The organism is Niallia sp. FSL W8-1348 (assembly GCF_038006745.1).
GTDB lineage: Bacteria > Bacillota > Bacilli > Bacillales > Cytobacillaceae > Niallia > Niallia alba.
On record NZ_JBBOVV010000001.1, the window covers coordinates 3,355,494 to 3,369,746 of the forward strand.

16 protein-coding genes are annotated in these 14,253 nt (G+C 36.2%); 14 read left to right on the forward strand and 2 right to left on the reverse strand.

The window, feature by feature from the left end; genetic code table 11:
* Nucleotides 1-171 precede the first annotated feature (171 nt).
* Entirely contained in the window at nucleotides 172-1,233 is a 1,062-nt protein-coding gene (locus tag NST60_RS15805) for an LCP family protein (protein ID WP_016205200.1), read from the reverse strand.
* 129 nt (nucleotides 1,234-1,362) lie between these two features.
* On the reverse strand, nucleotides 1,363-1,995 hold the full coding sequence (locus tag NST60_RS15810; RefSeq protein ID WP_016205199.1) for a YigZ family protein: 633 nt from the start codon (nucleotides 1,993-1,995) through the stop codon (nucleotides 1,363-1,365).
* Nucleotides 1,996-2,566: 571 nt separating this feature from the next.
* Here NST60_RS15810 and NST60_RS15815 point away from each other — a divergent pair.
* The 14 genes from NST60_RS15815 to NST60_RS15880 all read left to right on the forward strand — a co-directional run bounded on the left by NST60_RS15815 (nucleotide 2,567) and on the right by NST60_RS15880 (nucleotide 14,247).
* Nucleotides 2,567-3,706, forward strand: a complete 1,140-nt coding sequence (locus NST60_RS15815) for a sensor histidine kinase (protein ID WP_341099390.1) — start codon at nucleotides 2,567-2,569, stop codon at nucleotides 3,704-3,706.
* A gap of 226 nt (nucleotides 3,707-3,932) precedes the next feature.
* Nucleotides 3,933-4,619 (forward strand): response regulator, encoded by a 687-nt coding sequence (locus tag NST60_RS15820; protein ID WP_016205197.1) that lies wholly within the window; start codon nucleotides 3,933-3,935, stop codon nucleotides 4,617-4,619.
* Nucleotides 4,620-4,781: 162 nt separating this feature from the next.
* Nucleotides 4,782-4,931, forward strand: coding sequence for a sporulation histidine kinase inhibitor Sda (gene sda, locus NST60_RS15825; RefSeq protein WP_205835652.1), 150 nt, complete (start codon nucleotides 4,782-4,784; stop codon nucleotides 4,929-4,931).
* Nucleotides 4,932-5,080: 149 nt separating this feature from the next.
* Entirely contained in the window at nucleotides 5,081-5,920 is an 840-nt protein-coding gene (locus NST60_RS15830; protein ID WP_254415718.1) for a DegV family protein, read from the forward strand.
* Nucleotides 5,921-6,044: 124 nt separating this feature from the next.
* Nucleotides 6,045-6,248: a hypothetical protein gene (locus NST60_RS15835; RefSeq protein WP_341099394.1), complete on the forward strand. Its 204-nt coding sequence runs from the start codon at nucleotides 6,045-6,047 to the stop codon at nucleotides 6,246-6,248.
* A 267-nt stretch (nucleotides 6,249-6,515) separates the two neighbouring features.
* Nucleotides 6,516-7,511 carry a nuclease-related domain-containing protein gene (locus tag NST60_RS15840; RefSeq protein ID WP_341099396.1) on the forward strand — a complete coding sequence of 332 codons (996 nt, stop codon included), beginning with the start codon at nucleotides 6,516-6,518 and terminating at the stop codon, nucleotides 7,509-7,511.
* Complete coding sequence (locus NST60_RS15845; protein ID WP_445304411.1) at nucleotides 7,511-9,007, forward strand: DEAD/DEAH box helicase; 1,497 nt, start codon at nucleotides 7,511-7,513, stop codon at nucleotides 9,005-9,007. Before NST60_RS15840 ends, NST60_RS15845 begins: the two co-directional genes overlap by 1 nt.
* The gene (locus tag NST60_RS15850; protein WP_254415714.1) at nucleotides 9,004-9,696 is read left to right on the forward strand and encodes a ComF family protein; all 693 of its coding nucleotides are present in this window, start codon (nucleotides 9,004-9,006) and stop codon (nucleotides 9,694-9,696) included. The genes NST60_RS15845 and NST60_RS15850 overlap by 4 nt, the downstream gene beginning before the upstream one ends.
* A gap of 12 nt (nucleotides 9,697-9,708) precedes the next feature.
* Entirely contained in the window at nucleotides 9,709-10,107 is a 399-nt protein-coding gene (locus NST60_RS15855; RefSeq protein WP_101729349.1) for a TIGR03826 family flagellar region protein, read from the forward strand.
* Between the two features lie 203 nt (nucleotides 10,108-10,310).
* On the forward strand, nucleotides 10,311-10,577 hold the full coding sequence (gene flgM / locus NST60_RS15860) for a flagellar biosynthesis anti-sigma factor FlgM (protein ID WP_101729348.1): 267 nt from the start codon (nucleotides 10,311-10,313) through the stop codon (nucleotides 10,575-10,577).
* A 26-nt stretch (nucleotides 10,578-10,603) separates the two neighbouring features.
* Nucleotides 10,604-11,098: a flagellar protein FlgN gene (locus NST60_RS15865; protein ID WP_341099403.1), complete on the forward strand. Its 495-nt coding sequence runs from the start codon at nucleotides 10,604-10,606 to the stop codon at nucleotides 11,096-11,098.
* Between the two features lie 13 nt (nucleotides 11,099-11,111).
* Nucleotides 11,112-12,659 carry a flagellar hook-associated protein FlgK gene (gene flgK, locus NST60_RS15870; RefSeq protein WP_341099405.1) on the forward strand — a complete coding sequence of 516 codons (1,548 nt, stop codon included), beginning with the start codon at nucleotides 11,112-11,114 and terminating at the stop codon, nucleotides 12,657-12,659.
* Between the two features lie 11 nt (nucleotides 12,660-12,670).
* Complete coding sequence (gene flgL, locus NST60_RS15875; RefSeq protein ID WP_341099408.1) at nucleotides 12,671-13,561, forward strand: flagellar hook-associated protein FlgL; 891 nt, start codon at nucleotides 12,671-12,673, stop codon at nucleotides 13,559-13,561.
* 98 nt (nucleotides 13,562-13,659) lie between these two features.
* Complete coding sequence (locus tag NST60_RS15880; protein WP_341099410.1) at nucleotides 13,660-14,247, forward strand: DUF6470 family protein; 588 nt, start codon at nucleotides 13,660-13,662, stop codon at nucleotides 14,245-14,247.
* Nucleotides 14,248-14,253: the final 6 nt, after the last annotated feature.

Below are 14,253 nucleotides of genomic sequence, written 5' to 3' on the forward strand. Positions count from 1 at the left end.
GTCATTAAGAAACTAGTATGATTCTATCATACTTTTATACTAATATTTCGTGGGTAATACTGGTATTTTAAAAGGAAAATAGTTTTGAAATTCAACTAGAAATAAGGATAGATAAATTTTTACACAAAAAAACATACACCAATGAAAATTGGTGTATGTCAGATATAGTGATTAGTTTAAAGTGGAGGAATCCGTTGTTGAATCTGTTTCTGTTTCAGTAGAGTTGTTAGAGTCTGATAAGAAACTGCTATTTAGACCTAAATGCTGCTGAAGGACAGATTTTGTCTCCGCTAATGCTGTTTCATCTAATTGATAAATATATTTACCATCTACACGGCCATCCGTACCCGCGAGTGTAAGTGTTTCTACTTGTAAACCGTTATCGGCAGTTGCATAAGCAATTAAGGACTGCATATCGCTGAATGATAGGTCTGTTGTCATATTGCTTCCGACAGCTTCCATTACTTTTGAATATTTTGTTATCCCTTCAACAGAGATCGCTTTTTTCATGATGGCTTGCATAATTAATTGTTGTCTTTTTCCACGCTCAATGTCGTTATCAATTTTTCTTGTTCTTGCAAGGGCAAGTGCTTGTTCTCCGTCCAATTCCTGATATCCTTGTTCAAGATGGATAGCGCCTGCTTTATCCTTCGAGTTTTGTTCTGTAAATGTCACTGGGACATCGACATCAATACCACCTAAAGCATCAACTACATCCATAAAGGCGTCGAAATTCATTTTTACATAATAATCAATCGGAATCTCTAGTAATTCTTCTACTGTATCTAAAGTAGACGTAACTCCACCGAAATAGTGTGCATGAGTAATTTTATCGGAATAGCCGCGTTCCGGAATATATACATAGGAATCACGTGGGATGCTGAGTAATTTAACCGATTTTTCTTTCTCATTTAAAGTCGCTACCATTAAGGCATCGGAACGAGAACGGGTAGTACCAGATTGACTAGATCTTTTCTCGCTGTCATCTACTCCAATAAATAGGATGGAGACGTCATCGATATTAGGATCTACTTTTGCGTCTCTTTTCGAATCACGATCAATTGGCTCATACGAATCATCTGCAACTGATTTTGCTTTTGAGTATAAGGTTGCTCCATAACCGATGCCTGCTATAAGGATCACAAGTAATGGTACAAAAATAAACAATTTTACTTTTTTTCGTTTCTTTTTCTTTGTATCCTTTATATAAGTTTCTCTTGTATTATTTGCCATAAGTTTCTCCTTTGTGAATTAAGAAATACGTAATGAAATCATAGTTACTATATTACCTCTATCTCTATTCTGCGTAAATTAGCAGTTTATTTCTATTCAAGGTATATTTTTGTAATAATAGTAAATAATTCAAATATGGGTTTCTGCATACAAGGTTTCTTTTTCTTTAATAATACCTTGTCCATTCGTTAAGTCTGTTATCCAATCTTTATATGTCTCCACCTGTTCAGAATCAACAAAGACATCGATCTCGACATTTTCTAAATAATGAATTTCTTTAATTTGATAATTCGAAGATCGTAATTCATTTTCCGTTTTTCCAAGTAATGGATACTCGATGGATACACTAACGATTTGTTTTAATTTTCTTTCAATGATACCCACATTTGCTAATCCTTCGGAGGTAGTTTTTCCATATGCGCGAATAAGACCTCCAGCGCCAAGCTTAATCCCACCATAATATCTTGTAACAACAACTGTCGTATCTTTTAGTCCTTTTTTCTTTAGTACCTCAAGAATTGGCACTCCTGCCGTTCCACTTGGTTCCCCGTCATCATTCGCTTTTTGAATTTGGTCATGTTCTCCAATTAAGTATGCAGAACAATTATGTGTGGCATCTTTATGTTTTTTCTTTATTTCTCCTATGAAAGCCTGTGCTGCTTCTTCTGTTTCTGTTCGAGCGATATGAGCAATAAAACGTGATTTTTGAATAATTAGTTCATATTCCCCGTAGCTAGGCACAGTTAGATAGGAAGGAAGCATAATGGAAAGCTCCTTTCTGTGTCTTTATCCTATACTTGTTATCCACCAAATATCGTAATGAGATTCTTCTGTTCGTTATATAAGTCAGTATTTGTAACTTTTTCTATTTGAAAAAAAATAGAAAATCGATAATTAGTCTTATTTCATTATAATTCGACATTCTTTTTTCTTCAATTATTGTTCTCTTTGTAATCAAATCTTAATATAGCGATTTAGCAAGCGTGATATAATAAGTAAAACTCAATGCTCGAAAAGACCCGCTACATATGTTATGGGCTATATTTCATGGATAGGCTTAAGATTCTTTAATTTCCAGCTTATCTCATCTATTTATTTTCTTTTTCTTTGTTTTTGGTTTAGAATAGGATAAAATTATATTATTGCATTTTTACATACTTTTTCACAGTAATTCTTGTTGGTAATAGGTCTTGAGGCATGGTTTTTGGTGGAGGAAGATGTGTCTAAATAACGATTTTAATTTATTTTACAATGAATTATACATATTATTAACTTTCAAGCTAAAATAAGAATGGATGTTGGAAGGGTTTTAGCCTTTTTGGAGGAATTATATATGTTAATAAGGAAATTTGACACAAAAACGTTAGATTATATTGTGGAACAAATGATTAAGACCGTTGGTTCCAGCAAAGACGAGATTTTTCGTATTGGAGAACAATGTCGACAAGATTATGAAACCCTTACCGAAGAATTAAAAGAAATGAAAGTACTCGTGTTAGATACGATAGAAAAAGGAGACAAGCTAGAGATCCAGTCTCGATTTGCTCGTAAACGCTTATCAGAAGTGAGTAAGCATTTTAATGAATACTCGGAAGCGGAAGTTCGGGAAGCTTATGAAAGAGCACATACGCTGCAAATGGATTTAAGCATGAATCGTCACCTAGAAAAGCAATATCGAGAAAGACGAGATGATTTAGAACGTCGATTGTTAGGACTAGATGAAACAATTGAGCGTGCAGAACATCTGGTAACGCAAATTTCTGTCGTGATAAATTACTTAGTTAGTGATTTAAAACAGGTTGGCGAAGTAATCGAAGACGCCAAGCAAAAGCAGGATTTTGGACTGAAAATTATTGGTGCTCAGGAAGAAGAGAAAAAGAGACTTTCTCGGGAAATACATGATGGGCCAGCACAGATGATGGCTAATGTAATGATGCGCTCTGATTTAGTAGAAAGAATATATAAAGAGCGTGGCGCTAAAGAGGCATTTGAAGAGATTAGAAATTTAAAGGTAATGGTACGAAGTGCATTATATGAAGTTAGACGAATCATATATGATCTTCGTCCAATGGCTTTAGATGATCTTGGCCTTATTCCAACACTAAAAAAATATTTACAAACAATAGAAGAGTATCATGAATCAACGAAAATTGAGTTTGCCATAATTGGAAAAGAAGCAAGACTTCCAAGTAAGTACGAAGTGGCAATTTTTCGCTTAGTTCAAGAATCTGTCCAAAATGCTTTAAAGCATGCAGAAGCATCTAATATTTCTGTTAAAGTGGAACTACGAAGAGACCAAATTATTGTCTTGGTTAAGGACAATGGCAAGGGATTCGATAAAGATCAAAAAAAGGACGAATCTTTTGGTTTAATTGGGATGAGAGAACGAGTACATCTTCTTGATGGGGAATTAACCATCGATTCAAAAATCGGAGTTGGAACCATTATTATGATCAACGTTCCTATTAGATGATATAAGGAACTGTTTTTCATAGGAGAATCCAATCTTTGTAAGATAGTTAATTGAGTAGTATTGACTAAAGCAGATAATCTTGACTTCTGAGGGAAAGGAGGTCCCTAAACTGAAAGGGGCTATCCTTTCTGGATTAACTGTTTGTGTCTGTAATCAAGGACTTCATACATAGCAAAACGTATTATTATTCGAAAAGAGCCTAAAGAAAATAAGGGAGGCGGAGCAGTTGACTACTAAGATAGTTATTATTGATGATCACCAATTGTTTAGAGAAGGGGTAAAACGAATTCTCGACTTCGAATCGAGTTTCGAAGTCGTAGCTGAAGGGGATGACGGTACACAAGCTATTCAGCTAATTGAAGAATACCAACCAGACGTAACAATTATGGATATAAATATGCCTACAATTAATGGAGTAGAGGCAACAAGACAATTGTTAGAGAAATTTCCTGATACAAAGGTTATCATTCTATCCATTCATGATGATGAAAACTACGTAACCCATGCATTAAAAACAGGTGCTAGCGGTTATCTACTAAAAGAAATGGATGCAGATGCACTTATTGAAGCGGTTAAAGTAGTAGCTGACGGAGGTTCCTATTTACATCCGAAAGTAACCCATAACCTAGTAAATGAATATCGTCGTCTAGCATTAGAAAATGCAAACTCTGATGAACACCATGTACAAGTTGTAGAAATTAGAAGACCATTACATTTATTAACTAGACGTGAATGTGAAGTCTTACAGCTTCTTGCAGATGGTAAAAGTAATAGAGGAATCGGCGAGGCATTATTTATTAGTGAAAAAACGGTTAAAAACCATGTAAGTAATATTTTACAAAAAATGAATGTAAACGACCGTACGCAAGCAGTTGTTGTTGCTATTAAAAACGGTTGGGTAGAAGTTCGTTAATAGGAAAGGTGCTACCTGAATCACTAGTTGGTTTAAGGAGCTCCTTTTTTATTTGTCCTTACAGTAGTTTGTGGAATTGTCATAATATTGTAAGTGAATTAGGTGTTTTTACCTAGGATTATTGATAAGATATTGGTAAAGAAGATGATAGGAGGAATTCCAATGAATGGAATCAAGAGACTTCCTGATCACACCCTAATAGAAGCATATTTAGAAGCGATAAAATTAGAACTCGCCGAAGAATTCATCCTGCTCCTCTTTGTAGAATTAAAGAGAAGAGAAATTCCCATTCCGAATCAACCTCAAAAGTAAAAAATCTGTTATAATATTTTCTTGCCTATTAAAATTCCATATAAATTCCTCTTTTTGTGCATTATAATAGAGTTAATATATAATGCAAATAAACTCTTTTTTAGTTAAAATGGAATACAAACGAATAGATAAGGAAGGTAACTAATTGGATGAAAACAGCTATTGTTACAGATAGTACGGCTTATATCCCTAAAGATGTAAGGGAGAAGTACGATATACATATGATTCCATTGACGGTCATTCTTGGATCAGAAGTGTATGAAGAAGAAAAAGAATTAACAGCTTCTGAATTTTATGAAGAAATTAAAACAAAGGAGCTGCCTACTACTTCTCAGCCATCAATTGGAAAATTTGTGGAGCTATTTGAAAAACTCTCCGAGAATTATGATGAAGTAATTAGTATCCACTTATCAAGCGGAATCAGCGGTACTTATCAAGGCGCCATCTCTGCGGGAGACATGGTAGAGGGAATTAATGTATTTGCTTTTGATACAGAAGTGAGCTGCATGGTTCAAGGATTCTATGCCATTGAAGCAGCGAAATTAGTCCGTGTAGGCAAAACAGCAGCAGAAATTATGCCAATTCTAGATGAATTAAAAGAAACAAGCCACGCCTACTTTATGGTAGATGATCTGTCCAATCTCCAACGCGGAGGACGCCTTTCAAGCGCCCAAGCAATCATAGGAAGTCTCCTGCAAGTAAAACCGTTGCTACATTTCAAGGATAAACTAATCGTCCCATTTGAAAAAATCCGCACAAAAAAAAGAGCAATGAAGCGCATTGTGGAACTTTTACGCGAAGCAACAAACGGAGACAGCTACTATGCTGTCATTATCCATGCTAATCGCGAAGAAGAAGCAAAAGAATGGAAAGCAGAACTAGAGCAAGAATTTCCGAATATTGAATTCTCCTTAAGCTACTTTGGTGCCGTAATTGGAACTCATTTAGGTGAGGGGTCTATGGGGCTTGGGTGGATGAAGAAGAGATAATAGGTTGTGTTAGAGAGATCCCGGTTCTTGATGAGAACCGGGGTTTTTTTGATGGGGGTTGGTTGATCATAAGTAAAGGAGTGGGGAGTCGCAAGTAAAAGGTGGAGGAGTTGCAAGTAAAGGAGTGAAAGTCGCAAGGAAAGAAGTGAAAGTCGCAAGTAAAAGTGGAGAAGTCGCAAGTAAAGGAGTGAAAGTCGCAAGGAAAGGTGGAGAGGCCGCAAGTAAAGGAGTGAAAGTCGCAAGTAAAAGTGGAGAAGTCGCAAGTAAAGGAGTGAAAGTCGCAAGTAAAAGTGGAGAAGTTGTAAGTAAAGTGCAGAGTCGCAAGTAAAAGTGGAGAAGTTGTAAGTAAAGTGCAGAGTCGCAAGTAAAAGTAGAGAAGTCGCAAGTAAAGAAGTGAAAGTCGCAAGTAAAAGTGGAAAAGTCGCAAGTAAAAGTAAAAAAGTAACAAGCAAAAGCTATAAAACGGCAACAAAGATTGCTACCACTCATATCAGAAAGCACAGATTATATTAACGTTCGTAATTTTTTATAAAATATGCAGGAATTCAAGCTAAAGTATAGAATAAACAGTATAAAAATGAAAGGAAGTGATCAGTTGATTGTAAAACCAATTGAATATCCATATCGAGCGCTTCAATTAGAAGCTTTACTTTCCAGAATTAGAGCCCATCATCCTAATATTTCTTTAATAAATCAGGATTATCAAAGAAAATTGGCAGGCTACAGGGGGGAGAAAGCTGTAGACTTCCCACTTAGTTTTTTACCAGATGAGGACTACTTTATTCTTCATGATTTACGTCTATGGGATGGAAAACATTTTTTTCAAATTGATGTATTAATTCTTCATGCAAAATATGCCCTAATTCTTGAAGTGAAAAACATAGTCGGTGAACTGTACTTTGATATTGATTTGCATCAAATGACACGAATAAAAGGAGAGGAAAAAGAGGCCTTTCCGGACCCTATTATTCAAGTGAACAGATTAAAGAGACAACTTGAAGGCTGGTTACTAGCCAATCAATTTCCTGCTATTCCGATTTACTCTCTCGTTGTATTTAGTAATTCCAAATCGATTTTACGTTTATCCCCTCCTCAAATTCAAACCTTTAAAAATATCATAATTCATAAAGAGTATTTGCCAGAATTAATTCCTAAACTTACTTTATCTTTTAAAGCATCCTTCCTCCCAGCAGATGAAAGGAAGAAATTAGTCAAATGCTTAAAGAAAAAGAACACTCCTTTAGATACGGATATTCTGCAAAAGTATCAAGTTAATAAAGCAGATATCATATCCGGAGTGAAATGCGAATGTTGCAACCAATTTTTAATGAAAAAACATATGCAACATTGGTATTGCCTTGGTTGCAAACACAAGACAAAACAAGTGATGATCCAAACTTTAAAAGATTATTACTTTCTTTTCGGGGAACAAATCACCAATTCTCAGCTCAGGGAATTTTTACAAATAGATTCTATTTACACTGCTTCCAGAATACTAGCGAAATTAAACTTAAAAGTGACTGGAGCAGGAAAAATGACTGTCCATCACTTACCCTTAAAACTATTTAAATCAGAATTAGGAGGAAAATGATGCGGTTTTATCAAAAGGACAATATATTAATCCCCACTAAAAGTAATCCCCCTCACTCTTTTCGAATTTCGAATGCTTCACCAACTCTGCTCTTAACGCCCCCACTTAATAGAGCTTATCCATTTTATCCCCAACTCCAAGCTACTCTTCAAGGTAAAGCATTACTACTAAATGAACTGCCTTTTTCCGAAGAAGAAATCCAAGCACATTACGAAAATGGATATTGTTCCTACATGCAAGGCATTGATAAAAATACTCGCAATAAATATAGCTGTAAGCGATGTGGTAATGAGAATCAGCAGCTGTTTGCAAGTTTTCCATGTGCGAGATGTCAAGAAACATGTACCTATTGTCGGAACTGCATCATGATGGGGAGAATTAGTGTATGTACTCCATTAATTACTTGGAATGGTCCACAATTAATGCAAGAAACAAATGATATTGCATTACAATGGAGCGGAACATTATCACCAGGACAGCAAGAGGCATCTGATAAAATGGAGGCAATTATCGAAGACCAATCTGAACTACTTATTTGGGCGGTGTGTGGAGCTGGAAAAACAGAGATACTTTTTAAAGGGATCGAAAAAGCATTAAAGCAAAATCAACGAGTATGTATTGCAACCCCTCGTACAGATGTTGTCCTCGAATTGGCACCTAGGTTGCAGGAGGTTTTTCCAGACATAAAGGTTCTTCCTGTTTATGGCGGCAGTGAAGATCGTCATCTATATAGTCCCCTAACGATAAGCACAACACACCAGCTTTTTCGTTTTCAACAAGCATTTGATCTCGTCATTTTGGACGAAATGGATGCTTTCCCCTATTCAGTTGATACATCCCTTCAATATGCTGTACAGAAAGCGAGAAAAGAACACTCGACACTTATCTATTTAACAGCAACCCCTGATAAAGCTTGGCAAGAAAAATGTAGACAAAAGAAGATTCCCTTCGTCACCATTCCTGCTCGTTTTCATCAATACCCTTTACCAGTTCCTACTTTTCAGTGGTGTGGAAACTGGGAAAAAGGATTAAATAAGGAAAAGTTACCTGCCACACTTATTAAATGGATTCATGAACGAGTTCCCGAGAAGAAACCAATGCTTTTATTTGTGCCGAAAATTTATTATATGGAAAAAATAAAAACGCTCTTACAACCAATTATAAGTAGCTTAGAAACTGTTCACGCAGAAGATCCTAATAGAAAAGAAAAGGTCCGGAAAATGCGTGATAAAAAAGTGGACTTGCTTATCACGACAACCATTTTAGAAAGAGGGGTAACTTTTCCTAATGTAGATGTTGCGGTGTTAGGGGCCGAAAATCAAATTTTTACCGAAAGTGCTCTTGTTCAGATTTCAGGAAGGGTAGGCAGGAAAAAAGAATTTCCGGATGGAACGATTACTTTTTTTCATTTTGGAAAAACAAACAGTATGGTTTCAGCACGAAAACAAATTATGAAAAGTAATAAAGAAGCAAGAGAAAGGGGGATGCTTCGATGATTTGTGCGATTTGCTTAGCTCCAGTAACCCCAGAATTTAATTGGACTTATCTTTTCTCAAGAGAGCCAGAATGTTATTTATGTGCAGATTGCAAGGGGAAATTAGAAGTGATTAAAGGGGAGATGTGCCAAGTATGTGGTCGATCTCTTCAAATGCTGGAGACTAGACATGTTAAAGATAGGGTATGCCGCGATTGCCAAAAGTGGGAAGAACTAAATGAATGGAAAGGTATATTGCAATCGAATCAGTCGTTATTTTTATATAATGATTTTTTGAAAGAGACAATTGCTCGATTTAAATATAGAGGAGACTTTCGCTTAGCTTCTGCCTTCGTTTCTTTTTTACCGAAGGATTTAGGGGAAAATAAGATAGTTGTGCCCATTCCATTAAGTGAGGAACGCTTGTATGAGAGAGGATTTAATCAAGTAGAGGCTGTTCTTTTTTATACGAAAATCCCTTACACTAATTGTCTTGTGCGCATACATAGCGAAAAACAATCGAAAAAAACAAGACAAGAACGCTTGCAAATAGAAAATATATTTAAACTAGAGAAGAAAGAGTCGATAATTGCTCAAGATATTCTTCTTGTGGACGATATATATACTACAGGTGCAACGTTACGGAGTGCAGCAAAATTATTAAAGGAAGCGGGAGCAAAGTCCATCTCTTCCTTTACAATTGCAAGATGAGGAGGAATTTTGGTGGCAGAACTAGGGAATTGCCCACAATGTGGCGATATTTATGTGCTAAATAATATTCGCGATGTGTGTCTAAAATGCTATAAACAAGAAGAAGCGGATTTTGAAAAAGTCTATCAATTTATTCGCAAAAAGCAGAATCGAACAGCGCAAATGGATGAAGTAGTGGAAGCAACGGGCGTAGAGAGAACGCTGATTTATAAATTTATCAAAAAAGGCAGAATTAAGCTCGCTCAATTTCCGAACCTTGGCTATCCTTGCGCGCAGTGCGGTACGATTATTCGTGAAGGCAAGCTTTGTAATTCTTGTTTAACGGGGATAAAAAATGACTTGCATGCAGTCGAACAAGAAGAAGAAAGACAAAAAGAGCTTAAAAAAAGGACTACCTATTTTACACGTTAATTCCAAACAAGCGCCGAACTCGTTCGGCGTTAAACCTACAACCTAAAATCCCCTCTAGGAATATACTCACACATATGATTGGGAAAGTAGTTATTTTGACGTATTTTTATAAAAATTAAAGGAAATGATTAAATAAAACGCTAATCATCCGATACTAGTAATAAGAATAAAACTTGTACGGGAAAGAAAGCGAGGAGTACACAATGAAAATTAATAATTATGGAACACAGGGCATTAATCCATATAAAAAAGTAAACAAAGTCGACCAATCTAATAAAGCGGAAGGAACAAAAGGAGCAGATAAAGTTGAAATCTCTGCGGCTGCGAAAGAATTACAGCAAGTTTCCCAGGTTTCTGCTGCGCGCACGGAAAAAATCGATGCATTGAAAAAACAAGTACAAAACGGAACATATGAAGTAAATCCGCAAGATGTAGCAAAAAGCATCTTAAACTTTTATTCCAAAAACTAATTCATTCATAAAAAAGGAGGGCTAACATGTCAGTCACATTATTAATACAGACACTGGACAAGCTTGTGAAGTTACATCAAAGTTTACATGAAGTAGCAAAAAAGAAGACAGAAGCAATTAAGATTGGCGATATGGACGCCCTCAAGCAAATTATGAAGGATGAACAAGCTCATATTATGAGCATACAAAAACTGGAAGAAGCAAGGGTTACTATCTCTAAACAAATGGTTCCAACTATTCCAGATCCTACAGTGATGGATTGCGTAAAGTTTCTTGATTTACAAGATGCAGAGAAAGTATCGGAAATTGCCAATCATCTGAAAGAAATTATCATGAATTTAACAGAAACAAATTCATTGAATCAACAGCTTCTTCAACAATCCATGCAATTTGTCAATGTTTCCTTAAATTTATTAAAGCCGACGCAGAAAAGCATCAATTACGGTAAGCCGAGCGGCAATAATATTCAAACGAACGCAATTGGAAAACAAGGAAACAGCTTATTAAATATAAAGGCATAATGGGGGAAAGAAAATGGCTTCAACGTTTATGGGATTAGAAACCGCAAGAAGAGGAATAACAGCACAACAAGGTGCTTTATATACAACAGGAAATAACATCGCTAATGCCAATACTTTAGGCTACACTCGTCAAAGAGTCGATTTACAGCAATCAGAAAGTTTTCCATCTGTAGGGACAAATGCACCGAAAATGCCGGGGCAAATGGGAACTGGCGTTGTAGCAGGGGCAGTTGTGCGTGTAAGAGAAACATTCCTTGATACACAGTATCGATCTGAAGCGAGCAAGCTCGGCTACTGGGAAAATCGCTCCGCAGCATTAAGCAATTTAGAAACCATTTTGAATGAGCCGTCTGACTCTGGTTTATCTGCAGCGATGGATTCTTTCTGGAAGTCACTTCAGGACATGGCAGTTGATCCGCAAAATGCTGGTGCTCGTGCAGTAGTGCGCCAGCGTGGGATTGCAGTAGCAGAAACATTTAATTATTTACATCAAACTGTTTCTGCAGAAAAAGCAGATGCAAAAAATGAATTAAGTGTAGCTGAAAAAGAAATAAATACATTGCTTTCACAAATTGACCAAGTAAATAAGCAAATTGGCAGTATCGAGCCAAATGGCTATTTGCCCAATGATTTATATGATAAAAGAGATGGTTTACTAGATGAACTATCAAAGTTTGCGAATATCAAAGTAAGCTACGAAGCTCCAGGAGGAAATGCGTTAGCACAAGCAGAAGGAAAAGCAATTGTTACTTTAGTAGATGATAAAGGGAATGCTCTAGGAACATTGGTTGATAAAGATGGTGCTAAACAAGTAAAGATAAACAGTAATGCAGATGATACAGCTGTTCAGTCTATTTCGATTGGAGATACAGTAGTTGATATTAATAACTTTAACTCTACTGGAAAATTAAAGAGTGTAGTAGAATCGTATGGATATGTAGATCAAAATGGCGAATTAGCTGGGACTTTTAATGATATGTTAAAAGAATTAGACAATCTGGCATATACTTTTGCAACAGAATTTAACAAGGTGCATGAAGAAGGACTAAGCCCGAATGAAATTAATGATGGCGACAAAGCGATTTCTTTCTTTGCCGATTCGGAAAGTGCAGATGGTAGCATTACGGATCGCAATGGCTTTGCGAGCAGAATGACGATTTCACAGGATATTCGAAACAGCTTGGATAATATCACAAATGCAGATCCTTCAAATCCAACACTTGGTGATGCAACCTATGTGAGTAAATTAGCAGAAATCATCAATAACAAATATGATTATGGTAATAATTCAGAGCAGTCAAATTTCCGCAACTATTTTGAAGGGGTTATCGGAAGTATGGCAGTAAGCGCACAAGAAGCAAATAAGATGGCTGCCAATTCTGCAACACTTCAGCAAACGGTTGATAATAGACGAATGAGTGTTAGCTCTGTTTCATTAGATGAGGAAATGACGAATATGATTCAATTCCAGCAAGCATATAATGCATCGGCAAGAATGATAACGGTAATGGATGAATTGCTAGATAAGATTATAAACGGCATGGGCGTCGTTGGAAGATAGGTGAATAAATAATGCGTGTCACACAATCAATGGTATCAGCGAATTCCCTTCGCAATATTAGCAGTAGCTACAATAAATTAGCTGAACTAAATAACCAAGTTGCAACCGGTAAAAAAATAACAAAACCATCTGATGATCCAGTCGTTGCTATGAAAGGAATGTACTTCCGTTCCAACTTAAATCAAGTGGAACAGTATAAACGAAATCTTTCCGAGCTTCATTTGTGGATGGATAACTCTGAAGCTGGTCTTGAGCAAGCTACGAGTGGGCTTGACCGTGTTCGTGAGCTTTTACTTCAAGGAAAAAATGGTACAAATGATACGGATGAAAGAGCAGCAATTGCAAAAGAGATTGCTCAGCTTAAAGATGATATAGTGAACGTTGCTAATACGCAGGTTAACGGAAAATATATTTTTCATGGAACAGATGTATCCAATCCTTTAGTAACAACTGGTACACCACCAACAGTTGCAGCTAATATTAATGATCCAGCAATTGATAGTTACGGGGTAGAAGTTTCTCAAGGCATTACCATGAAGGCAAACGTTAGTCCGGCTAGTACGTTTAATCAAGAAATGTTTGATGTATTACAAGAAATTGAAGATAAGTTTAATAGTAATGATACAGAAGGAATGGATGATTTATTAGTTCGTTTGGATAAAGTACTTAGTAATATGAATGGTGAACGAGCAGAACTTGGAGCAAGATCTAATCGTCTTGATATGGTTGAAGCGAGAATAGATGCCCAAGAAGTAATGGCAACAAAGGTACTTTCTGATAATGAAGATGTCGATATGGAAAAAGCGATCACTAATTTATCTGTTCAAGAAAGTGTGCATAATGCAGCATTAGCAGTTGGTGCACGATTGATTCAAACGTCTTTAATTGATTTCTTACGATAAAAAAAGAAGGAGGCAAGCCTGACTATTGTTTTGGTCTGATGGTTTGGCTCCTTTTTTAATAGTCATTAGTTAATAAATGTATAAAAGGATGTGAAAATATGTTTCCGCAAATTAGATTACAATCGACGCCAGCGCGTTTGGATATGTGGGTTGATAAAGGATCATTAGAGATTCAGCAGAAACAAGCTAATTTGGAGATGGAACAGCCGAAAGCAGAACTAACAATTGAAAGAAGACCTTCTCAATTAACAATTGATCAAACAAAGGCTAGAGAAGATGTTGGGTTTAAAAGTGTGCCAAGAATGATTGAAGATGCTGCTGCAGAAGGAAAACAGGCAGTTTTGGAAGGGATCGCAAGAAGAGGACAAGACCGAAATGAATTGCTACAGATTCAAAATGGTGGGAATACTATTGCTGCACAAGCGAAAAGAAATAGTCAAGGAGCTCCAAAGCAATTTGGCCTAGGATGGATTCCGTCTCCAAATAGTGTGCAAATTAGTTATGATCCAGGCGAAGTAAATATTTCAATTGAACCGAAAAAAGCAATTATTAACAGTACAGTAAATAATCCAGAAGTGAATTACACTCCTTCTAAAGTAAATGTACAACTAGCACAGTATCCATCTTTAAAGATAGATTTTGAAAATTTAAAGTATATTGGGGTAAACTATGAACAATACATATAAAGGAAT